The 22,265-nt window shown below is 61.8% G+C and carries 24 protein-coding genes and 1 riboswitch; of the genes, 17 read left to right on the forward strand and 7 right to left on the reverse strand.

Features of this window, described 5'->3' with window-relative positions:
- Positions 1–19: 19 nt before the first annotated feature.
- Both ACS92L_RS15730 and ACS92L_RS15735 read right to left on the reverse strand, forming a co-directional pair.
- Positions 20–1,375, reverse strand: coding sequence for a YdgA family protein (locus ACS92L_RS15730; RefSeq protein ID WP_438766047.1), 1,356 nt, complete (start codon positions 1,373–1,375; stop codon positions 20–22).
- Positions 1,376–1,429: 54 nt separating this feature from the next.
- Positions 1,430–2,311 (reverse strand): CvfB family protein, encoded by an 882-nt coding sequence (locus ACS92L_RS15735; RefSeq protein ID WP_438766048.1) that lies wholly within the window; start codon positions 2,309–2,311, stop codon positions 1,430–1,432.
- 82 nt (positions 2,312–2,393) lie between these two features.
- Positions 2,394–2,481: riboswitch (Fluoride riboswitch) on the forward strand.
- 86 nt (positions 2,482–2,567) lie between these two features.
- Here ACS92L_RS15735 and crcB point away from each other — a divergent pair.
- The 16 genes from crcB to ACS92L_RS15815 all read left to right on the forward strand — a co-directional run bounded on the left by crcB (position 2,568) and on the right by ACS92L_RS15815 (position 16,825).
- Positions 2,568–2,957, forward strand: a complete 390-nt coding sequence (gene crcB / locus ACS92L_RS15740; RefSeq protein WP_438766049.1) for a fluoride efflux transporter CrcB — start codon at positions 2,568–2,570, stop codon at positions 2,955–2,957.
- A 152-nt stretch (positions 2,958–3,109) separates the two neighbouring features.
- Complete coding sequence (gene pstS, locus ACS92L_RS15745; RefSeq protein ID WP_438766050.1) at positions 3,110–4,144, forward strand: phosphate ABC transporter substrate-binding protein PstS; 1,035 nt, start codon at positions 3,110–3,112, stop codon at positions 4,142–4,144.
- Positions 4,145–4,235: 91 nt separating this feature from the next.
- Entirely contained in the window at positions 4,236–5,198 is a 963-nt protein-coding gene (pstC, locus tag ACS92L_RS15750; RefSeq protein WP_438766051.1) for a phosphate ABC transporter permease subunit PstC, read from the forward strand.
- 11 nt (positions 5,199–5,209) lie between these two features.
- A complete protein-coding gene (gene pstA / locus ACS92L_RS15755) occupies positions 5,210–6,052 on the forward strand; it encodes a phosphate ABC transporter permease PstA (RefSeq protein WP_438766052.1) in 843 nt (280 codons plus the stop codon).
- 48 nt (positions 6,053–6,100) lie between these two features.
- Positions 6,101–6,907, forward strand: a complete 807-nt coding sequence (gene pstB, locus ACS92L_RS15760; RefSeq protein WP_438768510.1) for a phosphate ABC transporter ATP-binding protein PstB — start codon at positions 6,101–6,103, stop codon at positions 6,905–6,907.
- Between the two features lie 236 nt (positions 6,908–7,143).
- Positions 7,144–8,811: a BCCT family transporter gene (locus ACS92L_RS15765; protein WP_438766054.1), complete on the forward strand. Its 1,668-nt coding sequence runs from the start codon at positions 7,144–7,146 to the stop codon at positions 8,809–8,811.
- A gap of 251 nt (positions 8,812–9,062) precedes the next feature.
- Positions 9,063–9,773 (forward strand): extensin-like domain-containing protein, encoded by a 711-nt coding sequence (locus tag ACS92L_RS15770; RefSeq protein WP_438766056.1) that lies wholly within the window; start codon positions 9,063–9,065, stop codon positions 9,771–9,773.
- A 238-nt stretch (positions 9,774–10,011) separates the two neighbouring features.
- A complete protein-coding gene (locus tag ACS92L_RS15775; RefSeq protein ID WP_438766057.1) occupies positions 10,012–10,425 on the forward strand; it encodes a VOC family protein in 414 nt (137 codons plus the stop codon).
- Positions 10,422–10,679, forward strand: a complete 258-nt coding sequence (locus tag ACS92L_RS15780; RefSeq protein WP_438766058.1) for a DUF3253 domain-containing protein — start codon at positions 10,422–10,424, stop codon at positions 10,677–10,679. The genes ACS92L_RS15775 and ACS92L_RS15780 overlap by 4 nt, the downstream gene beginning before the upstream one ends.
- Before the next feature lie 69 nt (positions 10,680–10,748).
- Positions 10,749–11,402, forward strand: a complete 654-nt coding sequence (locus ACS92L_RS15785; RefSeq protein WP_438766059.1) for a glutathione S-transferase family protein — start codon at positions 10,749–10,751, stop codon at positions 11,400–11,402.
- Positions 11,403–11,580: 178 nt separating this feature from the next.
- Complete coding sequence (gene purE / locus ACS92L_RS15790; RefSeq protein ID WP_438766060.1) at positions 11,581–12,072, forward strand: 5-(carboxyamino)imidazole ribonucleotide mutase; 492 nt, start codon at positions 11,581–11,583, stop codon at positions 12,070–12,072.
- 78 nt (positions 12,073–12,150) lie between these two features.
- Positions 12,151–13,269 (forward strand): 5-(carboxyamino)imidazole ribonucleotide synthase, encoded by a 1,119-nt coding sequence (locus ACS92L_RS15795; RefSeq protein ID WP_438768512.1) that lies wholly within the window; start codon positions 12,151–12,153, stop codon positions 13,267–13,269.
- A gap of 236 nt (positions 13,270–13,505) precedes the next feature.
- Entirely contained in the window at positions 13,506–14,711 is a 1,206-nt protein-coding gene (locus ACS92L_RS15800; RefSeq protein WP_438766062.1) for a pyridoxal-phosphate-dependent aminotransferase family protein, read from the forward strand.
- Positions 14,712–14,889: 178 nt separating this feature from the next.
- The gene (locus ACS92L_RS15805; RefSeq protein ID WP_438766063.1) at positions 14,890–15,411 is read left to right on the forward strand and encodes a DUF3455 domain-containing protein; all 522 of its coding nucleotides are present in this window, start codon (positions 14,890–14,892) and stop codon (positions 15,409–15,411) included.
- Between the two features lie 134 nt (positions 15,412–15,545).
- Positions 15,546–16,106 (forward strand): sigma-70 family RNA polymerase sigma factor, encoded by a 561-nt coding sequence (locus tag ACS92L_RS15810; protein WP_438766064.1) that lies wholly within the window; start codon positions 15,546–15,548, stop codon positions 16,104–16,106.
- A complete protein-coding gene (locus ACS92L_RS15815; protein ID WP_438766065.1) occupies positions 16,103–16,825 on the forward strand; it encodes an anti-sigma factor in 723 nt (240 codons plus the stop codon). The genes ACS92L_RS15810 and ACS92L_RS15815 overlap by 4 nt, the downstream gene beginning before the upstream one ends.
- Before the next feature lie 88 nt (positions 16,826–16,913).
- Here ACS92L_RS15815 and ACS92L_RS15820 read toward each other — a convergent pair whose 3' ends face one another.
- From ACS92L_RS15820 to ACS92L_RS15830, 3 genes are all read right to left on the reverse strand, one after another.
- A complete protein-coding gene (locus tag ACS92L_RS15820; RefSeq protein ID WP_438766067.1) occupies positions 16,914–17,756 on the reverse strand; it encodes a Tim44 domain-containing protein in 843 nt (280 codons plus the stop codon).
- Between the two features lie 57 nt (positions 17,757–17,813).
- Complete coding sequence (yaaA, locus tag ACS92L_RS15825; protein WP_438766068.1) at positions 17,814–18,590, reverse strand: peroxide stress protein YaaA; 777 nt, start codon at positions 18,588–18,590, stop codon at positions 17,814–17,816.
- Positions 18,591–18,710: 120 nt separating this feature from the next.
- Positions 18,711–19,748 carry an NADP(H)-dependent aldo-keto reductase gene (locus ACS92L_RS15830; RefSeq protein ID WP_438766070.1) on the reverse strand — a complete coding sequence of 346 codons (1,038 nt, stop codon included), beginning with the start codon at positions 19,746–19,748 and terminating at the stop codon, positions 18,711–18,713.
- A 291-nt stretch (positions 19,749–20,039) separates the two neighbouring features.
- Between ACS92L_RS15830 and ACS92L_RS15835 the strand changes: the two genes are divergently transcribed.
- Positions 20,040–20,561, forward strand: a complete 522-nt coding sequence (locus ACS92L_RS15835; RefSeq protein ID WP_438766071.1) for a tetratricopeptide repeat protein — start codon at positions 20,040–20,042, stop codon at positions 20,559–20,561.
- A gap of 114 nt (positions 20,562–20,675) precedes the next feature.
- On the opposite strand, the gene ACS92L_RS15840 is transcribed toward ACS92L_RS15835, so the two are convergent.
- Both ACS92L_RS15840 and ACS92L_RS15845 read right to left on the reverse strand, forming a co-directional pair.
- Positions 20,676–21,644 (reverse strand): NAD(P)H-quinone oxidoreductase, encoded by a 969-nt coding sequence (locus ACS92L_RS15840; protein ID WP_438766072.1) that lies wholly within the window; start codon positions 21,642–21,644, stop codon positions 20,676–20,678.
- Positions 21,645–21,671: 27 nt separating this feature from the next.
- Positions 21,672–22,235 carry a TIGR00730 family Rossman fold protein gene (locus ACS92L_RS15845; protein WP_438766073.1) on the reverse strand — a complete coding sequence of 188 codons (564 nt, stop codon included), beginning with the start codon at positions 22,233–22,235 and terminating at the stop codon, positions 21,672–21,674.
- Positions 22,236–22,265 lie beyond the last annotated feature (30 nt).

A 22,265-nucleotide genomic window follows, 5' to 3' on the forward strand; every position in this document is an offset into this window, starting at 1 on the left:
GAGCGTCAGGCCGAATGGATCAGCCGTTTAGTGACATCAAAAGCAGTGGCAGCATCATGTAGAGCTCGGGATGGGACTCGCCGTTGACGCGAAGGTCCCGGCTGTCCATCCGGACATCCACACGGTAGCGCTCGCCGTCGCGGACCAGCAGCCCTTCCTGTTCGAGCCCGTCAAGCAGCGACGCCGGCCGGGCGTTCGGGTCGGATAGCGTGACCAGACGCTCAAGCAGCGTACGATCCGAGGCCATATCCAGCGTCAGGGCCGCGCGAGCCAGCGCTGACGTGATGGGGGAGCGCTCGGTGCCATCGCCGGGTTCGAGGTTGATGGCCAGCTTGCCTTCCAGCGACCCGCGCGGTGTGTCCAGACCGGCCACCGTGGTTTCAAGCGTCGGCGTGCCCTGAAGAACCGCCATCAGATACTGGGTCATCATCTGCTGCACCTGGTTTGAGATCTGATCCTCGTCCAGGGAGTCGTCCAGATTGGACAGGCCGATCAGCAGGTGACGCGTGGCATCGCGGGGCAGCCCCTTGAGCACCAGGGTCTGGGTGGCATTGTTGATGACCAGCGGCTCGGTCAGTGACGGGTCCTGCAGCAGCATGTTGCTGAGCTGCCAGGAGCCGGTCATCGACAGGCCGTCATCGTCGTTGTCCTGCAGCTGACCCTGGCCATCCAGACCCAGCTTCAGGGCCACACCCTCGGTGTCATCCTGAAAGTTGAGCTGACCCAGCGTGGTTCTAAAGCGGCCATCCCAGAAATGGTCCATGTTGGGCCACTCGGGGCCGCCGGCGCCGCTGCCTTCCATGCTGAGCGACCGGACGGCCAGGGTGGCGTCCTCGCTGTGGAAATCCAGTGCCGGGATCGACAGGCGAGAGGCGGTGCGATCACCATCAAGGCGGTAGTGACCGTCCATGCCGCCCCAGGCCAGCCGCGCGCCCGGCACTTCGGGCACGTCGGTGTCATCAAAGGCCGGCGATTGCCAGTCGATGTTGACGTCGTTGCCAAAGCCCACGGTGGTTGTGGCCTCAAGCGGGGGCTGGTCGCCAAAGTAGTGCGCTACGGCACGTTGGTGCTCGCCGAAATCGGGGGTGCTGTCGATGTGTGCCCAGCCAAATCCCCAGGGGCCGTGGGTAATATGGTGATGGATGTCGACCGGCCAGGCGCCGTCCTCGGTCTCGATCACGGCACGGGTCACGGCCTCGGACGTGCGCCAGCCCCGGTCGTACCGGGTCACTTCCATGGGAACGCTGGTAGAGACCTGCTCGACGCCCTGGCGAAACTCCTGCTCGATCCGCTTGCCGGTATACCAGGGCGCTGCAGCGCCTGCCACCACGATGATGACGGCTGCGGTACCGATGATGCCCGTTGTCTTGCGCATGAAAATTCCTGAACGTTCGTGTGATGTTGTTGAAATGTCAGCGTTCGGGGCCGGTCATCTGTCCACCCGGCGTATGCCATCGGCATCGATGGTGATCAGGCCCTGCTTGTAGAGCCCACCGATGGCCTTTTTGAAGTTGCCCTTGCTCACGCCGAAGGTGCGCTGGATCAGGGCCGGGTCGCTCCTGTCGCTGATGGCAAGCGTCCCGCCGGCCTTTTGCAGCCGCTCGAGAATCTGTTCGGCCAGCGGTTCTGCCAGCACTTCGCGACGGGGCTGCAGGCTCAGATCGATCTTGCCATCGTCACGTATCCGGTGAATGTAGCCCTTGACCCGGGTGCCCGTGCGCAGCGGTCGAATCGCTTCGCTTTTGTGCAAAAGCCCCCAGTGGCGATGGTTGATGATGGCATTGAAGCCCAGATCGGTCGGGCCGGTAATGATCAGGTCGACTTCTTCATCGCGGGCGTAGTCGGCCGGTACCTGATCCAGGTAGCGATCGAGTCGCATCGAGGCGGTGATGCGCCGGGTTCGATCATCGAGATAGGCGATGACCACGCAGCGATCGCCCTGACGCAGCGGCCGGCTGGTACGCTCTTCAAAATGCGGCAGCAGCAGGTCCTTGGGCAGTCCCCAGTTCAAAAAGATGCCGACCGGTGTGCGCTCGGCCACTTCCAGGGCGGCAAATTCGCCGACCTGAATTTTGGGTCGCTCGGTGGTGGCAATCGGGCGGTCTTCACTGTCGAGATAGAGAAATACCCGCATCGAGTCGCCGGGCTCGGTGGCCGTGCCCGGCGGTATCTGGCGCGTCGGCAGGAGAATATCGCCCAGCGCACCGCCATCGAGAAACAGCCCGATGGAGGACGTTCTGAGGATTTCAAGCGTATTGAAACGGCCCATTGCCGGCATGGTCACGCCCCGTGAACAGGATAAAAATGCCATGTTAACGCAAACGTATCGACAGCGGGCAGGGGAAGGGCGGTCGCAGGGCATGACTTGTCATGGGCAGGGGGGAGTGCAATGCTTTTTATCCGGAGATGGCATGCCTCCCGAAGCGCCCGCTTCAAACCATCACGTCCTGTCGCGACGTGGTTGATGATGCCTGCAGCGCACCCTGCCCGGGGTGCGAGCGCAGGCGCGTGTCGACATGGCGTTGTCGACCGCTGCCTCGACATTATCGAGATTCGAGGAGTGACGCATGTGGTTTTCCATTCTTGCCATCGGTCTTGGCGCTGCGCTGGGTGCCAACCTGCGCTGGGCGCTGTCGCTGGCGCTCAATGCGCTGTTTCCCCCCTTGCCGCCCGGCACGCTGGTGGCCAATCTGCTGGGAGGCTGGCTGATCGGGGTGGCCTTTGCGCTGTTTAACCTTCTGCCGGAGCTGAGTCCGCACTGGAAGCTGTTTGTCGTGACCGGCTTTCTGGGCGCGTTGACGACCTTTTCGACCTTTTCACTGGAAATAACGGGGCAGCTGCAGGCCGGACGCTATCTGAGCGCATTTGCGGGTATCAGCGCCCATCTTGTGGGATCGCTTGTGATGACAGCGCTGGGAATGGCCTGCGTGGCGCTTGTGCAGCAGTGGCTGCGGTAGCGGTATGGACGATATATGACAGTGCTGCAATAAAACTGACATATTTGATTGCTAACCTGGCGTCGCATTGAGCAGCCGCGCTTTGATCGAGGCGGCATGATTACCATCAGGACGCTTGTTGCGTCCTGGCGCAAGGGAACGGAGCAATTCTGATGATCAAGCAAGTCGCTGCAGCCTTCATCGCTACCTCGCTGGCGGCCACCGCCTCGGCCGCTACCATCACCGGCGCCGGTGCGACCTTTCCCTACCCGGTCTATTCGCAGTGGGCCGATGGCTATCAGGATGAGACCGGCAACGGCCTCAACTATCAGGCCATCGGCTCCGGCGGCGGTATTCAGCAGATCACGGCCAGCACGGTCACCTTCGGGGCCAGTGACGCGCCGATGACGCCGGAAGAGCTTGAAGAGAACAATCTGGTCCAGTGGCCGCAGATCATGGGCGGTGTGGTACCGGTCGTGAACGTGCAGGGTGTCGACAACGGCGCGCTGCGTCTGGACGGACAGACACTGGCCGATATCTACCAGGGCAAGATCACGACCTGGAACGATGATGCCATTTCACAGCTCAATCCCGATGTCGATCTGCCTGATACGCAGATTACGCCGGTCTATCGCGCCGAGGGCTCCGGCACCAACTTTTTGTTCACGCACTATCTGGCCCAGGTCAGCGAAGAGTTCAAAAATGAGATCGGTGAAGGCAAGTCGGTGGCCTGGCCTGCCGGTGTCGGTGCCAAGGCCAATGCCGGCGTGGCAAGCCAGGTCAACGGCATCAACGGCGCCATCGGTTACGTGGAATCGGCCTACGCCGAGCAAAACGATCTGAACGTGGCGCAGATGGAAAATCAGGCCGGCAACTTTGTGACCGCCGACAGCGACTCCTTCCAGGCCGCGGCCGCCAATGCCGACTGGGAAAATGCCGAGGGCATGTACCTGGTGCTGACCAATCAGCCGGGCGATGAGAGCTGGCCGATCGTGGGGGCGTCGTTCATCCTCATGCACACCGAGGTCAAGGATGCCCAGGCCGCTCGTGATGCGCTCGCCTTCTTTGACTGGTCGTATGAAAACGGCGGCGACATGGCCACCGAACTGGACTACATCCCGATGCCGGAGAACGTGGTCAGCATGATCAAGCAGGACGTCTGGTCGCAGATCAAGGACAGCAGCGGCAACGCCGTATGGCAGCAGTAACCCCTGCTGATTCGATGTTCGGGCCGGGGCCATGTGCCCCGGCCCTTGTCCACCTGACGAACCCACGACTGTTTATGCACAGGTATGATCCATGACGACCGGCAGCAGCGCCACACCACAGGCCGCAGAGGGCAATCGGATGCAGAAGCTGTCGGCAAGTGCCAACGAACGTGCCGCGCTCAGGCGCAATGGCATTGTGGACCGGATTTTCGAACTCACGACCCGGGGCTCGGCACTGGTGGTGCTGCTGCTGCTGGGCACCATTACCGGGTCGCTGGTGCTGGCGGGCTGGCCGGCCCTGTCGGAGCTGGGGCTTTCCTTTTTTACCGATGATCGCTGGGCGGCCAACGTCAACCGCTTTGGTGCACTGCCGGCCATCTACGGCACGCTGGTCACCTCCCTGATTGCCATTGCCATCGCCATTCCGGTCTCGCTGGGCATTGCGATCTTTCTTACCGAAATCTGTCCGCCAAAGCTGCGCCGCACCATCGGCACCATGATCGAGCTGCTGGCGGGTGTGCCCTCCATCATTTACGGCATGTGGGGCATGGAAGTACTGGCGCCGTTTCTGCAGTCCCATTTCCCGACGGTATTCCCGGCCGGTACCGGACTGACGACCGCCGGACTGATCCTGGCGATCATGATCATTCCCTTTATCACCGCCGTGACCCGCGATGTCATGAACACCGTGCCGCCGATCATGCGCGAGTCCGCCTACGGGCTGGGCTGCACCACCTGGGAGGTCGTACGTCATGTGATCTTCCCGTCGGTGAAGGCGGGAATACTGGGGGGCGTGATTCTCGGACTGGGCCGGGCGCTGGGCGAAACCATGGCAGTGACCTTCGTGATCGGCAATAACCTGTTTTTGAACGCCACCGTCACCGGCCAGGGCACCTCGATTGCCGCCCTGATCGCCAATCAGTTTTCCGAGGCCGATGGCCTGCAGCGCTCGGCGCTTTTGCTGCTGGGACTTGTTCTGTTTTTGATCACCTTTGCGGTGCTGGCGCTGGCCCGCTTCATGCTTAATCGCATGAATCAACGGACACCGTCATGAAGGAGGCTGCCATGAATCCTGTCTATCGTCGCCGGCGGATGGTCAATCGCACCATCATGACGGCCTCCCTGCTGGCCTCGGCCTTCGGGGTCATCTGGCTGTTTCTGATCCTTTTGACGCTGGTCACCAAGGGTCTGCCGGCCCTGTCACTTGACGTGTTTACCGAGCGTACCCGCATGTCCGGCGGGGGGCTGGGCAATGCCATTCTGGGCTCGCTGATCATGACCGCGCTGGCCACGGTCGGGGGCACCATCATCGGCATTGCCGCCGGGACCTGGCTTGCCGAATATGGTGGACGCTCGCGGCTGGCCAATCTCATCCGCTTTATCAACGATGTGCTGCTCTCGGCGCCGTCAATCATCATCGGTTTGTATATCTACGCGGTCGTTGTATTGCCGATGGGGCACTTTTCGGGCTGGGCCGGGGTGGCCGCGCTCATGGTCATCATCATTCCGGTCGTGATTCGCTCGACCGAGGACATGCTGCTTTTGGTGCCCAACTCGCTGCGTGAAGCGGCAGCGGCGCTGGGGGCGCATCGCTGGCTGATCGTGCTCAGGGTCTGCTACAGCGGTGCCCGGGCGGGGATCACGACCGGTGTCCTGCTCGGGTGCGCGCGCATCAGCGGCGAGACGGCGCCGCTGCTCTTTACGGCGCTCAATACCAATCAGTGGAATTTTTTCAACATGGGCAACGAGATGCCCAACCTGCCGATGGTGCTTTACCAGAACATGACCATCAATTCGTTTATCCCCGATCTGGTGGCGCTTGCGTGGACGGGGGCACTGATACTGACCGCTGCGGTGCTGATTCTTAACATTCTGGCGCGCGTGAGTGCGGCGCGGTCGCAGAAGTAGGCATCAAGGGGCTTTTATTTCATGAACATGCGATCAGAGAATTTCACCATGGCGCCGAGGCAGACACCCAGAAACGCAACCGGCAGCACCCATGACGATGTCACCGCCAAGCTGTCGGTTCAGGACCTGAACTTTTACTACGGTAATTTTCAGGCCATCAAGGATGTGTCGATGGAGATTCCGGCCAACCAGGTAACGGCCTATATCGGCCCTTCCGGCTGCGGCAAGTCAACGCTTCTGCGCTGCTTCAACCGCATGCATGATCTCTATCCGGGTCTGAAGACCGAAGGCGGCATCCTGCTGGACGGTCACGACATTCATGCCTCCGGCGTGGACATCAATCTGCTGCGCGCCCGCATCGGCATGGTGTTTCAAAAGCCGACGCCGTTTCCGATGTCGGTTTATGACAACATCGCCTTCGGCGTGAAGCTCTACGAGCGTCTGTCGCGGCGCGACATGGACGAGCGTGTGGAGTGGGCGCTGAAAAAGGCAGCCCTGTGGAACGAGGTCAAGGACAAGCTCAAGACCAACGGACAGTCGCTGTCCGGCGGGCAGCAGCAGCGTCTATGTATTGCCCGTACCATTGCGGTCAAACCCGAGGTGATTTTGCTTGATGAGCCCACCTCGGCGCTGGATCCGATCTCGACCGGCTACATCGAGGATCTGATCCACGAATTGAAGGCGGACTACACGATCGTGATCGTGACACACAACATGCAGCAGGCGGCGCGCGTGTCCGACATTACGGCGTTCATGTATCTGGGCGAGCTGATCGAGTGCGGGCAGACCGATCAGATATTTACCGACCCGGAGAAGAAGCAGACCGAGGACTATATAACGGGACGTTATGGATAGAGGCCGCTATTGCTGCCAGGATGTAATCGTCCTGCGGCGCAAGATAGACAAGGGGACACGGCTGTGTCCCCTTTTTTGTGCGCATCAAAACAGGCTGCAGGCAGTGCCGACAGGCGCCTTTCGACGGGCACGCTGATGCAACGACCGTCGGCTTCGGACATTTATGTGCATTGATCATAATGTTCTTGAACTAGTCTTTAATGACAATCCAACAATGACAGGGGATCGACGCACTCATGGCTATTGCTCCCAGACAGCGTGTCTTTGTCGCGTCCACGATGATCATCGTGGTGCTTGTGGCAATCGGTGCCATCTTTCCTGACCGGTTCAGTGCCGGCGCCAGTGCCGCCCTGACCGGGGTGACGCATCTTTTCGGATGGTTTTATCTGTTTTCGGTCTTCGGGTTCGTCATCTTTTTGCTGGTACTGGCCTTTAGCAAGTACGGCAAGATTCGTCTCGGCCCTCAGGAAAGCAAGCCGTCCTACGACTTCTTTTCCTGGATCAGCATGCTGCTGGCCGCCGGCTTCGGGGTAGGGCTGGTGTTTTACGGCATGGCCGAGCCGATGACCCATTTCATGAACACGCCCTTTAACGACATGGAAGGCGGCACGCCGGAAGCGGCGCGCTACGCCATCCAGTACTCGTTTTTCAACTGGGGCGTTCACCAGTGGGCCGCGTTTTCGGTGGTGGGCCTGATTATCGCCTACACCCAGTTTCGCAAGGGGCAGACCGGGCTGGTCTCAACGGTCATGTCGCCGCTGACGGCAAAGCTTGGCAAGGGACGCGTCTTTGCCGGCGGGCTTCTCAATACCTTTGCGGTCGTGGCGACCGTGATGGGCGTGGCGACCTCCATTGGCCTGGCGGTGCTGCAGATCAACGGTGGTCTGCATGCCGTTTTTGGCGTGGCCGAAGGGTTCATGTGGCAGGCCATCATTTTGTGCGCCATGTTTGTGTGCTACATGATGTCCACGGTCTCCGGGCTCGACAAGGGCATCAAGCGGTTGTCGAATCTGAACATGGTGCTGTGTCTGGGCCTGATGTTCTATGTGCTGGTAACCGGTCCGACGGTCGCCATTCTGGAAACCATTACGGTCGGCATGGGCGATTATCTGCAGAACTTTCTGGGCATGAGCCTGCGCATCAATCCCTTTACCGACAACGACTGGATCAGCAGCTGGACCGTGTTCTACTGGGCCTGGGTCATCGCCTGGTCACCGTTTGTCGGCACTTTTGTGGCGCGTGTCTCCCGCGGGCGTACCATCAAGGAGTATGTGTTCGGGGTGTTGATCGTGCCGCCGCTGCTGGCCTGTCTCTGGATCGGCGTTTTCGGCGGGGCCGCGCTGCACATGGATCTCTATCAGGATGCGGGTCTGGCCCAGGCGACCAGCGACAACATCACCTCGGCGCTTTTCGTGATGTTTGATCAGATGCCGTTTTCCTTCCCGCTGTCGATCGTGGCCATGATCCTGATCTTTATCTTTCTGGTGACCTCGGCGGATTCGGCGGCCTATATCGTGGGTCAGATGACCGACAAGGGCTCGCTCAACCCGCCGCTCTACAAGCGGGTGACCTGGGGGGTGCTGATTGCTGCGATCTGTCTGATCCTGATCTCGGCCGGTGGTGAAAGTGGGCTCAGCGGGCTGCAGTCGGCGGCTGTGGTCTCGGCGCTGCCGTTTACGCTGATCATCTATGGCATGGTCTATGTGCTGCTCAAGGAGCTGCGCGCCGATCGCAAGCAGATGCTGCTCAGTCTCTATCGCCAGCACGGCGAAACGCCGGTCGGGGCGGATGCCTTCGAGGCCGACGAGATGTCTGATACCCACGATCGTCTTCGCCGGGTACCGGACGTCAAGAATCGCCGGATCAATCGGGGTCGCGGTACCGGGCAGATCGAGTCGGAGTAAACGCTGGCCCGTTGCCTTGATAGCGTCAGGCCGGGCTCCAGGCCCGGCTTGATTACATCTGACTATTTTGATGATCTGCAATGATGATTAGTCTGTTAACGGGCCATCCCTTAATCTTGATGACGATTCGAGCCGCCAGACTCGAATCGATTGCCTTCTGCCTCTTTGAGACAGGAGGCATTGCAACACCCCCTTCCATCCCGCATGTTCGCCATGCGGGATTTTTTTCGCTTTAGTGACCCGGAGGGGACGTGCGCTACGTCGTATTGATCATCCTGTTGATACCGGTGGTGGTAGCCGCAGGCCTCTGGCAGCAGTGGCCGGGCAGCGAGCGCGTGCCATCAAAATACAATCCCTTTGCACCGTTTAACGTGGATGATCCGTTAAACCCGATTACGCGTTTCAAGCTCAAGGCGCTCGATCAGGACCCGCAGCGCTGCCTGGCGGCGCTGGCCCGGGCGCGCGAGCAGGGGGCCATCGATTATGTCGAGGTGGGCAGCCCCGAGATCGGGGCGTGTCAGCTCGATCATGCCGTACGGGTGCGTTCCACCTCCGTGCAGTTCAGTGCCAGCTTTCTGGCCAGCTGCCCGCTGGCACTTTCCTGGGTCGTGTTTGAACGACAGCGCCTTCACCCGGTGGCGCGCGAGGTCTTCGGTCAGGACGTTGCCCGGGTGGATCACGTGGGCAGCTTCGCCTGTCGCAACGTCTACCACCGTGATAGCGGTCGACGCAGTGAACATGCCACGGCCGAGGCGTTCGATGTGACCGGGTTTCGCATGGAGGATGGCACCCGGGCAACGGTGGCCGGTCACTGGCAGGACGAAGGGCCGCGGGGCCAGCTTTTGAGGCGCGCTTTCGAGGGCAGCTGTGACATCTTCGGCAACTCGCTGGGGCCTGAATACAACGCGGCCCATCGCGATCATTTTCATCTCGGCATGCGGGGTTATGGGCTCTGCCGATAGGCGTGCCATCCAGGCGGGTCGTACGCATCGTCACAAAAAGGCTGGTGTGACTGCCCTGAAGGCTGACTATGGTAGGAGAACATCGGCTGCGAAAGCTTACTCCCCGCCAACCATTCCGAGGAGCTCTGCTGCATGATCATTGCCCGTCGGCCAGCAAGTCCGTGTTGTCCTTTTTCGTGTCGTCCTTCAGCGCTGCCTTTCAGCGTCCCGGCCATTTGCAGGGGAGACGTCTAGCGCCATGTTTACCCATATTCAGCTTGGTGCGCGTGACCTGCCGCGTCTGGCCGCCTTTTATGACCATGTGCTGGAACCGCTCGGACTGGTCCGCCTTTTTGAGGAGCGTGATGGCGGGCCGCCCGATGCCATCTGGCATTACCCGGGCAGACACTGGCCACTGTTTGTCATTCAGTATCCCTTCAATGGCCTGCCGGCCACCTGGGGCAACGGGGCTCAGGTCAGTTTCATGTCGCCGTGCCGGCAAAGTGTTGATGATGTCTGGCATCGGGTCATGGCCTGCGGCGGAGGCAGTGAAGGGCCGCCGGGCGTGCGCGACTGCTACGGACCGGATTTTTACGCCGCCTACTGTCGCGATATCGAGGGCAACAAGCTCTGTTTTGTGCATGCCACCACGATGCAGGCGTTTTTCACATGAAAGAGGTGAGCGAAGCGGCCATTGCCGACACACTGATGGCGCTTGCCCATCGCCGCGGACATGACAAGAGCTTTTGTCCGTCGGAGGTCGCCCGCGAGCTGTTTGACGAGGCGCACTGGCGCGATCACATGGACGATGTTCGCCGGGTGGCCGCCGAGCTTGCGCGACAGGGCCGACTGGAGATTCTGGCCCGCGGGGCGCGATTGTCGCCGGATGTGGCGCATCGTGGGCCGATACGTCTACGGTTGTGTTAAATCCTGCAAACGGTGTGTGTTCATGGGTGAACGCATGCCGGGCAGAGCAGACCTTCAGGGAGTGACCGCGTGAGCGATTTTGTTCTTTATGGTTTCGATGGCAGCACCTATGTGCGCACGGTGCGCATGCTCTTTCTGGAAAAGGGCGTGACCTACGACCAGGTGGCGGTCGATGTGCTCAAGGGCGAAACCCATACCCCCGAGCACCTGCGCCGTCATCCCTTTGGCAAGGTGCCTGCACTGGAAACCGGCGGGCGTATTTTGTACGAAACCGACGCTATCGCCGAGTTTCTGGAAGGGCATTTTCCGGCGCCGGCGCTGGTGCCGCGCCAGCTCGATGACCGGGTCGACATGCGCCAGTGGGCGGCGGTGATCAACAACTACTACTACCAGGCCATGATCATGGAGCTTGCCTGGCAGCGCGTCATCAATCCGCTGCTGCAGCGCCCGGTAGACGAGACGGTGATTGCCGCGGCCCTGCCGAAGGTGCGCCACCAGTTTTCGCTGCTGGAGCAGTCACTGGCCACGCGCACCTGGCTGATCGCCGGGCCCGTCTCCTATGTGGATTTCCTGCTGGCCCCGATCATGGCCTATGTGGTCATGACGCCCGAAGGCCGCGAGATCATGGCCGATTTCCCGGGCGTGCAGCGCTGGTGGGACAACATCCAAAAGCGTGAAAGCTTTGAGCGCACCATCCCCGAGCGCTTTCGCCACATCAATTGAGCATGGTCCCGGGCGGCGCCGACCATCCCCTGCCATAACGGGCTGACGGGTGCCGTGGCTTTCCCCCCTTTACCCGAGCGGGTATCCTGCACGGTTTTCCAACATGACGCAGCGACGCGACCACCGCGGGCGCTGCTCTGTTCCTTGTCGAATGTTCATTGCCGAAAGGGGAGTGCCGATGCAGCCGCGTGTGGGAGTGATCATGGGATCGAAGTCGGACTGGCCGGTCATGGAGCATGCCGTCAACATGCTGACGCGCCTTGGCGTGGCGTATGAGACGCGCGTGGTGTCGGCGCACCGAACGCCGGATCTGATGTTTGAATATGCAAAAACCGCGGCCGAGCGAGGCATCGAGGTGATCATTGCCGGCGCCGGTGGTGCTGCGCATCTGCCCGGCATGGTGGCTTCCCAGACACCGGTGCCCGTTCTTGGCGTGCCGGTGGAGTCCAAGGCGCTCAAGGGCATGGATTCATTGCTCTCGATTGCCCAGATGCCGGGCGGCGTTGCCGTGGGAACGCTGGCGATCGGCAAGGCCGGCGCGACCAATGCCGGTCTTCTGGCCGCCCAGATCATCGGCACGCACGACAGCGAGATTCGTCGCGCCGTCGAGGCCTTCCGGACCGAACAGACGCAAAACGTGCTGGATAACCCCGACCCGAGCGCCGAATAGCACTGTTGAAAAGGAGTACGGTTAAAAACCGTACTGGCGCAGGGTTTTCTCATTTCCTCCAATCAGCGAGACATGGCAATGCAGATCGGCATTCTGGGAGCGGGACAGCTCGGACGCATGATGGCACTGGCCGGCCTGCCGCTGGGCCAGCGTTTTACGCTTCTGGACCCGGGCGGCGCGCCCAGCGCCGGGATCGGTGAGATTCTCACCGGCAGTGATGACACAACGCTTGAGGACTTCATTGCCCGCGTGGACGTGGTCACCTATGAATTCGAACATCTGCCGGTGGCGCTTTTGGAGCGCATCGAGCAGGTGAAACCGGTGTATCCCTCGAGTCGCGCCATTGCGGTGTGTCAGCACCGGGCCCGTGAGAAGGCGCTCTTTTCGAAGCTGGATATCCCCACGCCCGAATATCGGCTGGTCGACAGCGCCGAGGCGCTTGAGGCGGCGGCACGCGAGCTGGGCTGTCCGGTGGTGGCCAAATCCACGACCGAGGGTTATGACGGCAAGGGCCAGGCCGTATTGCGTGCGCCCGAGCAGGCACATGATGCCTGGCAGAGCATCAATCATGATCAGCTGGTGGTCGAGGCGTTCGTGGACTTTGTGCGCGAAGTCTCGTTGATTGCCGTGCGCGGACGAGACGGCGCCGTGCGTACGTACCCGATCACGGAAAACCAGCATGAAGAGGGCATTTTGCGCTATTCGGTGGCGCCGCTGCCGGATGTCGATGCCGAGCTGCAGGCCACGGCGGATGGCTATATCCAGAAGCTGCTTGATGAGCTGGACTATGTCGGCGTGCTGTCGCTGGAGCTTTTCCAGACCCGCGATGGCCGGCTTCTGGCCAATGAGATGGCCCCGCGGGTCCATAACTCCGGCCACTGGACCATGAATGGGGCCCTCACCAGCCAGTTCGAGAATCATCTGCGCGCCATCGCCGGGCTGCCGCTGGGCGATACGAGCGCCCGCGGCCTGACCTGCATGGTCAACGTGATCGGTGAAGAGGGTGACAGCGCCGCGCTGCTGGCCCTTGAGGGCGTGCATCTGCATCGCTATGGCAAGGCGCCACGGGCCGGGCGCAAGCTGGCCCACATCAATGTGGTGGCCGATGACTATGCAACGCTTTTGCAGCGCGCGCGCGCTGTTACCGCGCTGCTGCCCGGCGCGTTCGAGATCACCATGCACCAGGACAGCGTCTGACCCACCCGTTATGACCTGCAGGGGCGGCTGTTGCGCCTGCAGGCAGTCTGTCATCTCCTCCTTCGTTTTCTTCGGTGTCCGGGGCCTTCGCTCCAGTGTCCGGCGCTGCCTTGATCAGACACTTCTGAAGTGTGGCTTGCCGACCTTTTCAAGCCATGGGCATACTAAAACGTCCGTTTTGGTGTGCCCGCGCCCTGGCGCTTCAACCTGTCCTGTGTCATCTCAAGGAGATGGTGATGTCCTATACCGTGCCCGATATCGAGCCTCTGGAATCCATTCTGCCCGATGAGCCGCTGCTCATGATGGGCGCGGGCCCTGTACCCATTCCGGCCCGAGTGGCGGCGGCCAACGGCATCGTCATCAATCATCTGGGCGAGACCATGGCGCGCATCATCGAGCAGGTGAAGGCGATGTCGCGCTACGTTTTTCAGACCGAATCGCGCCACATCCTGGGCGTGGCAGGGCCCGGTTCGGCGGCAATGGAGATGGCCGTCATCAACCTGGTCGACCCCGGCACCCGGGTGTTGACGATCAACAACGGCTTTTTCAGCAGCCGGCTGGGCGAAATGGCCCGGCGCGCCGGCGGCGAGGTCATCGAGATGGATGCCGGCGTGTTGCATGCCGCCGATGAGGCCGCGGTCATCGAGGCGATCCGTACGCATCGCCCGCGCGTGTTGACCATCGTGCAGGGGGAGACCTCCAGCACCGTGTTCAACCATACCCTGCCGGCGATCTGTCGGGCGGCATCAAAGGCCGATTGTCTGGTGATCTGCGATGCGGTCTGCACGCTGAGCACCATGCCGCTGGAGATGGATGACTGGGGCGTGGACGTGGTGATCACCGGCGGCCAGAAGGGGCTGAGCTCGATCCCCGGCGTGTCGCTGATCGCCTTCTCCGACCGCGCCTGGGCGGTCATCGAGGCGCGCGAGCGTCCCCTGACCCACTGGTGCCTGGACGCTCGCCTGGCGCATCAGTTCTGGTACAACAAGTCCTATCACTACACGGCGCCGGTCTCCGGCATTCTGGCGCTGCACGAGGCGCTGCGGCTGGTGTGTCAGGAGACCCTGCCCAAACGATTCGATCGCCACCTGCGCTGTTCCCGGGCGCTGCAGGCCGGTATCGAAGGGCTGGGCCTGGAGCTTTATATCGAGGCACCGTCGCGGCTGAACTCGGTGGTCGGCATTCAGCTGCCCGATGGGCTGGCCCAGGCCGACCTGATGGCGCATATCTCACATCATCACGGCGTGGAGATATCCGGGGCCTTTGGCGCCAATATCGTGCGGATCGGGCAGATGGGTGAGCAGTGTCGGACGCACCATCTGTTTCGCACCCTGCACGCGCTGGGCGCGAGCATCAGGGCACTGGGGTATCCGGTCGATGTGCCCGCCGGCGTGGCCGCCCTTGAAAAGGCGCTGGAGCGCTACACGCCGGTGCATGCCTGACACGCCCTGATCCTTCGTCCCTGCTGCAGGCCTCAATGCCGGCAGGGGCGACAGTCCGTGCCTGGCAAGGCGTGATAACTTTTTTTCAAAAAAGTGCATCCAGAACGGCAGCTCGCGTGTATCCCCTGTACAGCCGCACCGATCGAGGCGGCTGACAACAACTCTCAGGGAGACTGAAATGACTATTCGACATCTCACGCGTGCCGGCCTTGCCACCGCTCTGATCGCCTCCTTCAGTCATGCGGCGCTGGCCGACACCCCGGACGACGTCCAGGTACCGGACGGCAACACCGTCGCCCTTGAAACCGTCGGCGTCGGCGCGATCAAGTATATGTGCGAAACCAATGATGCCGGTGACGTGGCCTGGGTTTTCAAGGGCCCGAGCGCGGCACTCAACGACAGCGACGGCGACCAGGTCGGCAGCTACTACGGCCCGCCCGCCACCTGGGAGGCGCTGGACGGCTCGAAAGTGACCGGCACCCAGGTGGGCACCGCCGATAACGGCGATGACAACATCCCGCTTCAACTGGTCGAAGCCAATCCGGCCGAGGGTGAAGGCGCCATGACTGGTGTCAGCTACATTCAGCGTCTCAACACCGAAGGCGGTGTGGCCCCGGACACGGCGTGTGATGCCGACCACGAAGGCGCCACGGCCATCGTGACCTATCAGGCCGACTACATCTTCTGGACCGCGGAATAAGCTCACGCCCTGCCGGCCAACCGGCGGGGCGTTGTCGGTCACGTTTGAATCAGGGGCTCGTTTCACGGGCCCTTGCTCGTTATGCTACCCGGACGCACAGGGGTTAAGTCGTCGCGTCACGAGGGAGTAAAACGGTGCTGGATAAAAACAACGAATTCAGTCACACCGACGCACTGGCGTGCTGCGCTCGGGGGGATCATGACGCCCTTCACGGCCTCTATCGTCTGGAAGGGGCGCGAATGCTCGGCGTGGTGCAGCGTATCGTCAAGGACCGCGGTATGGCGGAGGACATCGTTCATGACGCCTTCCTCGCGATCTGGCAGCGTGCCGACACCTTCGACCCTGAAAAGGGGGCTGCCCGCACCTGGATATTCAGCATTGCCCGCCATCTGGCGCTGAACGCGATCCGCCAGCGCGACAGGCTGATGGTCGGCGAGTTCGACGCGGACGCCTTCGAGCACCAGGACACCTCACGCCCGGAGAGCCAGACTCTTGATGCCTTCGACTGGCAAACCGGCCAGCGTATGGATGACTGTTTGAAAACGCTTGAGGTTGAGCGACGCAACTGCGTGCTTCAGGCGTATGTAGAGGGGTTAAGCCATGCAGAAATCGCCGCCCATACGGGCGCGCCGCTGGGCACGGTCAAGGCCTGGATCAAGCGAAGCCTGGTGCGTTTACGGGAGTGTCTGGCATGACCGGGCCCCATGAGAGTGACGACGCGCAAAGTGATGACAGCCACGACCTGGCCGGCGAATACGTGCTGGGGACGCTGCCCTTTGACGAGCGCCAGGCGTTTGAAGCCCGCCTGGAGCGAGAGCCCGCGCTGCGCCGGGCGGTGACCGAGTGGGAGGAGCGCTTTTTCCCCTACAACGCGCTTACCGAACCGCAGACGCCGAGCGACTTTCTATGGCCGCGCATTCAGCGAAGCCTAAAGGCACGTCATGTGTCCCCGGACGCCCCTGTAGTGCCCGGCCTCTGGCAGCGCCTTGCCCTCTGGCGCGCCGCGGCGGGGCTGGGCGTGGCTGCGGCCCTGGTGATGGCGGCGCTTTTATGGCAAGCGCCTGCAGGCCCGGTGACGCCCGCGTACATGGTGGTGCTGCTGGCCCCTCAGGGCCAGTCCGCCGGCTGGGTGGTCCAGGCCGCCAACCGCCGGCAGATCGAGCTGATTCCGCTGGGGACTTTCAGGGTGCCCGAGGGCAAGGCGCTCGAGTTCTGGACCAGGGGCGATGACTGGCAGGCGCCGGTATCGCTGGGTCTGGTCGAGCCGGGTGCGCCCGTACGCCTGAATCTGGACGCGCTGCCGCCGCTTGAGGACAACCAGCTTTTCGAGCTGACTCTGGAAGATGCCAGCGGTTCGCCCACGGGCCTGCCTACCGGGCCGATCGAGTACATTGGCCGCGCGGTGGCCATCTGATCGTTTCAAAACCTGCGTCAGTGGCGCCCTTGTTCGAACAAAAAAATGCCCCGCATGAGCGGGGCATTGTCATAAGGTGCGGTCGGGATCAGGCGTTGTTTTGCTCGATGCCCTGAATGTACCAGGGGGACTGGTCGCGAACTTCACGAACCAGATGCCAGGTCTCGTTGAACTCGTTGTCCTGACCGTCCTCTTTCATGATGCCGTGAAACAGCACCGTGGCTTCGGCCTGCTTGCCGTGTTCGCGCACATCGCCCAGCTCGGCAAACAAACGCACGACCTCGGTCTGGTTGTTGGCGCTTTGTTCGGCGCGCTCCTTGCGCAGCAGGTTATAGAGCTCGGGCGTGACGAACTCCTGAATTTTCTCGAAGTCGTTGTTGTCCCAGGCGCGCTGCAGGTTCATGAAGTGCTCCTTGGCACCGGACAAAAACTGCTCGCGGTTGAACCATTCAGGCTCGCTGCCGGCCATGGCCGCACCGCCCATGGCGCCACCGGCAGCCCCACTGGATGTGCCGCCCATGTCATGCGCCTGACGCTGCTGAGGCTGATGCTGCTCGCCGTGAGCGCCGGTGTTGGTCGCTCGACGCCGCGCCGCCAGCACCTTCCAGGCCACAAAGCCGAGAAGCGCGATCAGCAGGATATCCATGAAGCGAATCCCGTTGAAGGCGCCGCCAAAGAACAGCGATGCCAGCAGACCGCCTGCCATGATGCCGGCCAGCGGGCCCATGAAGCGCGACATGCCACCACCGGCGGCGCGTGTGCCCTGCTGGGCCTGACGCGGCGGTGTGCTGGCCTGGCTGCTGCTCGGGCTTGACGAACGGGAGTAGCTGCCAAAGCTCTTGCCGCCGCCGAAACGCTTGGCGTCGGCATGCTCGACGGCCAGGCCAAAGCTCATCAGACCGATGAGCAGGGTGATCAGTAGATGACGCATGAGAGATCCTCCCGATAAATGCATCATTGAGTGGTGGTCAATTGACCATCGTTGCGATTACTGCGCGTCGCGGGTAAATACCCAGCTGTTCTGGTCCGACAGGTCGGCATTGAAGCGATAGCCGCCCATGTCGAAGGCCTTTAGATCGTCACGTTTCTCGAGTCTTTGCTGCACCATCCAGGCGCTCATCATGCCGCGCGCCTTCTTGGCATAAAAGCTGATGACCTTGTACTGCCCGTTTTTGGCGTCCTTGAAGACCGGGGTGATGACATCGCAGCCGAGATGCTTGCGGTCAATGGCGCCAAAGTATTCGTTGGAGGCCAGATTGATCAACACCGGGTCACCGCTGCTTTCCTTCACCGCCTGATCCAGATCGCGTGTCAGACGCTCTCGCCAGAAGGCATAAAGATCACGCCCGGCCGGGTTTTCAAGCCTTGTGCCCATCTCAAGGCGATAGGGCTGCATCAGATCCAGCGGTCGGAGCATGCCGTAAAGTCCCGACAGAATGCGAAGATGCGACTGCGCCCACTCAAGGTCATTTTCCTGCCAGCGCGCCGCTTCAAGCCCGGTGTAGACGTCGCCCTGAAAGGCCAGTATGGCCTGTTTGGCGTTGTTCGTATCAAACGGTGTCTGCCACTGCTCGAAACGCGCCACGTTGAGACCGGCCAGTTTGTCGCTGATGCCCATCAGCTGCGACAGATCCTGTGGCGAATACTCGCGCAGGATATCGATGAGCTGACGGCTCTGGTCCAGATAGTCCGGCTGTGTGGCCATGGTCGTCGAGGAAGGCGTTTCAAAATCCAGCGTCTTGGCTGGGGACAGCACGCTCAGCATGCAGATTCTCCGCTCATGTTGTCACGATTATAACCCCTCCGGCCCCGGCATCAGACTGCATTAAGCCAGTGCCAGGCCAGAGGGAGGACGTATGGTGTCCGGGCCCCGGAAAGGAGAGGGTCAGGGGCAGGGGTTGGGCAGACGCTTGTGGACGCCTTCAATGGCCTCGATAACCTCATCGGAAAGCGTCAGCGGCTCGCTTGCGATGTTGTGATCGAGCTGCTCAAGCGTGGTGGCACCGATGATGTTGCTGGTCACGAAGGGCCGGGTGTTGACCCAGGCCAGCGCCATCTGGGCCGGATTGAGATCAAAGCGCCGGGCGATATCGACATAGGCCCAGGTGGCTTCCTCGGCCAGCGTCGAATTGTAGCGCTGAAAGCGTTCAAACAGGGTAAGGCGCGCCCCCTCCGGTTTCATGCCGCCCAGATATTTGCCGCTCAATACCCCAAAGGCGAGCGGCGAGTAGGCCAGAAGCCCCACATTCTCGCGATGGCTGATCTCGGCCATGCCGATTTCATAGCTGCGATTGAGCAGGTTGTAGGGGTTTTGCACCGATACCACGCGCGGCAGATCCATGGTCTCGGCCAGGCGCAGACAGGACATCGTGCCCCAGGGCGTTTCGTTGGACAGGCCGATGGTGCGGATCTTGCCGGCATCCACGGCTTCCTTGAGCGCCGACAGGGTCTCTTCCAGCGGTGTGGCGTCCGGGGCCTCTTCATGCTGGTAGTCCAGCTTGCCGAAGTAGTTGGCGGGGCGGTCCGGCCAGTGCAGCTGATAGAGATCGAGATAGTCGGTGTTTAAACGCTTGAGACTGTCATCCAGCGCCTGATGGATCTGCTGGCGTGACAGCTTCGGCCCGCCACGCAGATACTCCATGCCGCGGCCGGCACCGGCTACCTTGCTGGCCAGCACGATATCGTCACGTCGGCCGCGCGCCTTCAGCCAGCTGCCGATATAGGCTTCGGTACGACCCTGTGTCTCGCCGTTCGGCGGTACCGGATACATTTCAGCGGTGTCGATGAAGTCGATACCCGAGGCCATGGCGCGATCGAGCTGCTCGTGCGCTTCGGACTCACTGTTTTGTTCGCCAAAGGTCATGGTGCCAAGACAAAGCCGGCTGACCGTTATGCCACTGTCACCGAGAGGACGTCTTTCCATGGGGTTTCCAGAGCCTTGTAAAGCGGGTGAATGCCCATGTTAGACGGGCGGTGAGGTGCGGGCAAACACGGGGCTTGAGTCACTTCCTGCACAGGCGTATATTGCCGGCCTCGCCACGCGGGGGCGTCAGCTCTCGCTGCGGTGACAACGGGGTTGCCCCTTCTGGTTTTTTACTCTGCAGGTGATGAGTCACCTTCACGGCAACAGTGGTTCGCATCAACGCCCGATCCCTGCCACGCTACGTGCAGACAGGGCATGTATCGAATGCTGGAACTTACAAGGTTGGTTGTTATGCTGCGGTCTGCTCAAGTATTCACCCGGTTTGAATATCGTCTGGCATCGCGTTTGATGCAGGCCCCCTGGCTGGAAGGCTCTGCGCACAAGCGTCGTCTGACCATGCACCTGTTTCGACGCTGTGCCAACGCCGGGCACGTTGATGCACTGTCCACCTATGGCGTCATGCTGTTTCGTCGTGGTCATACGGCGCGTGACAAGGCCCGGGGGGTACGCTGCGTCGTCAAGGCGGCCGAGGCCGGCCACCCCGAGGCGCAGTATCAGGTGGGGCACATGTACGAACACGGCTGTACCCAGTTTGCGCGCCGGGAAGACCGCGCCGTGACCTGGTATGCTCGCGCGGCCGAGGCCGGACATAACGGTGCCGCCCAGCGGCTGGCTCGCGCCTTCGATCACGGCGAACTCGGCCTGCCGGTGGACCCCGAGCGTTCACGGCACTGGCAGCTGGCAGATGACGACACCGCCATTGCCGCGCGGCCGATGACCTCGATGCCCGGGAGCGCGCCGGCGCTTCAGTAGAGCCAGCGCTTCAGTAGAGCCAGCGCTTGAGCCGGTCGAGACATTAAAAAGCCCGAATCCACTGGATTCGGGCTTTTTCGCGTCCGGGGGCTGATCGACGTTCAGGCCACCGGGTCAGGCACCGGAGACGCCCATCAATACCTTGCCGGTGCTGGTGTTTTCTTCCAGAAAGCGCATGGCGTCGTCGGCTTCCTGAATGGAGAAGGTGCGATCGATCAGCGGCTTGACCCGGCCGGACTCCAGCAGCGGCCAGACGTGAGCATGAAGGGCATCCATGACGCTGCCCTTGCCGGCCGGTGAGCGCGAGCGCAGTGTTGAGCCGATCAGGCGCTGACGCTTCATCAGCATGCGTGCCAGATCCACGTTCGTTTCACGACCGCCCATGAAGCCGATCAGGATGATGCGGCCATCGAGGTTGAGCACCTGCTGGTTCCATTCGATGTACTCTCCGGCCACCGGGTCGAGGACCACATCGACCCCGCCCCAGTTCTGCACCGCCTCGACGAAGCTGCCGTCGTGGCGGTTCCAGCCGCCCTCGGCGCCCAGCGCCCTGCAGGCATCGATCTTGTCCTGACTGCCCACGGTGACAAAGCAGGGGTTGTTGAAGGCGTGACACAGCTGAATGGCGGCCGTGCCGACACCGCTGGCCCCGGCATGCAACAGCACCCGCTCGCCGTCGCGCAGATCCGCTTCCATGAAGAGATTGAGCCAGGCCGTGGCAAATACCTCCGGCAGGGCGGCGGCATCGCGCAGGGTCATGCCCTCGGGGATGCGCAGGGCCTGCGCTTCGTTGACGAGGACCTGCTCGGCGTAGCCGCCGCCGGCAAGCAGCGCGCAGACCTGATCCCCGACGCGAAAGCGCTCCACGGCCGGCCCGACGCTTGCCACCACGCCGCTGACTTCCAGCCCGAGGATTTCGGAGGCGCCACTGGGGGGTGGATAGCCCCCGTCACGCTGTAAAACATCGGCGCGATTCATGCCTGCCCAGGCCACATCGATCAGGATGTCGCTGCCGCCGGGGGAGGGCAGATCATCGTGTTCGCACCATTGAAGGTGGGAATCCTTGACGGCAATGGCGTACATGCGCTGCTACTCCTGAAAGGTTGCGATTTAGTCGAACAGCGCGTCCAGCAGATCATCCGATGTGTCGGCACTGATCAGGGTCGCGCGCGTCTCGGCGTTGAGAAATCCCACCTCGACCGTGTTGTCCAGAAACTGTAGCAGGGGATCAAAGAAACCGGTGTAATTGAGCAGTCCTATGGGCTTGCGATGCAGGCCCAGATAGCGCCAGGTCCAGGTTTCGAAAAACTCCTCGAAGGTGCCGATGCCGCCGGGCAGGGTGACAAAGGCGTCGCTGTGGGCCGCCATCTGCGCCTTGCGGGTATGCATGTCCGGTACCGTGATCAGTTCGGTCAGTCCCGTATGCGCCACTTCGCGTTCGACGAGGTGAGCCGGTATCACACCGATGACCTCACCGCCGGCGGCCAGCGCGGCGCTGGCGCAGGCGCCCATGAGACCGGTATTGCCGCCGCCGTAGACCAAACGCCCGCCACGGCGGGCGATGCCCTCACCGACGGCTTCGGCGAGCTGCTGCCAGTGGGGGGCATGGCCGCTGCGAGAGCCCATGTAAACGCAGACGCTGCGGCCCTCAAGGGGTCGGATATGGCTTTTCATGGTGATTCCTGCTGCTAATGGATCAGACGG

Origin of the sequence: Kushneria halocnemicola (assembly GCF_965650455.1) — a bacterium.
Taxonomy (GTDB): Bacteria; Pseudomonadota; Gammaproteobacteria; order Pseudomonadales; family Halomonadaceae; genus Kushneria.

Coding starts and splice junctions, on each gene's coding strand:
- ACS92L_RS15820 (WP_438766067.1), bottom strand. CDS start 17,756: ATGCGTCATCTACTGATCACCCTGCTCATCGGTCTGATGAGCTTTGGC.
- ACS92L_RS15815 (WP_438766065.1), top strand. CDS start 16,103: ATGACCGGGCCCCATGAGAGTGACGACGCGCAAAGTGATGACAGCCAC.
- ACS92L_RS15800 (WP_438766062.1), top strand. CDS start 13,506: ATGTCCTATACCGTGCCCGATATCGAGCCTCTGGAATCCATTCTGCCC.
- purE (WP_438766060.1), top strand. CDS start 11,581: ATGCAGCCGCGTGTGGGAGTGATCATGGGATCGAAGTCGGACTGGCCG.
- ACS92L_RS15830 (WP_438766070.1), bottom strand. CDS start 19,748: ATGGAAAGACGTCCTCTCGGTGACAGTGGCATAACGGTCAGCCGGCTT.
- ACS92L_RS15835 (WP_438766071.1), top strand. CDS start 20,040: ATGCTGCGGTCTGCTCAAGTATTCACCCGGTTTGAATATCGTCTGGCA.
- pstC (WP_438766051.1), top strand. CDS start 4,236: ATGACGACCGGCAGCAGCGCCACACCACAGGCCGCAGAGGGCAATCGG.
- pstB (WP_438768510.1), top strand. CDS start 6,101: ATGGCGCCGAGGCAGACACCCAGAAACGCAACCGGCAGCACCCATGAC.
- ACS92L_RS15845 (WP_438766073.1), bottom strand. CDS start 22,235: ATGAAAAGCCATATCCGACCCCTTGAGGGCCGCAGCGTCTGCGTTTAC.
- ACS92L_RS15730 (WP_438766047.1), bottom strand. CDS start 1,375: ATGCGCAAGACAACGGGCATCATCGGTACCGCAGCCGTCATCATCGTG.
- crcB (WP_438766049.1), top strand. CDS start 2,568: ATGTGGTTTTCCATTCTTGCCATCGGTCTTGGCGCTGCGCTGGGTGCC.
- ACS92L_RS15775 (WP_438766057.1), top strand. CDS start 10,012: ATGTTTACCCATATTCAGCTTGGTGCGCGTGACCTGCCGCGTCTGGCC.
- ACS92L_RS15765 (WP_438766054.1), top strand. CDS start 7,144: ATGGCTATTGCTCCCAGACAGCGTGTCTTTGTCGCGTCCACGATGATC.
- pstA (WP_438766052.1), top strand. CDS start 5,210: ATGAATCCTGTCTATCGTCGCCGGCGGATGGTCAATCGCACCATCATG.
- ACS92L_RS15840 (WP_438766072.1), bottom strand. CDS start 21,644: ATGTACGCCATTGCCGTCAAGGATTCCCACCTTCAATGGTGCGAACAC.
- ACS92L_RS15780 (WP_438766058.1), top strand. CDS start 10,422: ATGAAAGAGGTGAGCGAAGCGGCCATTGCCGACACACTGATGGCGCTT.
- ACS92L_RS15805 (WP_438766063.1), top strand. CDS start 14,890: ATGACTATTCGACATCTCACGCGTGCCGGCCTTGCCACCGCTCTGATC.
- ACS92L_RS15735 (WP_438766048.1), bottom strand. CDS start 2,311: ATGGCATTTTTATCCTGTTCACGGGGCGTGACCATGCCGGCAATGGGC.
- ACS92L_RS15795 (WP_438768512.1), top strand. CDS start 12,151: ATGCAGATCGGCATTCTGGGAGCGGGACAGCTCGGACGCATGATGGCA.
- yaaA (WP_438766068.1), bottom strand. CDS start 18,590: ATGCTGAGCGTGCTGTCCCCAGCCAAGACGCTGGATTTTGAAACGCCT.
- pstS (WP_438766050.1), top strand. CDS start 3,110: ATGATCAAGCAAGTCGCTGCAGCCTTCATCGCTACCTCGCTGGCGGCC.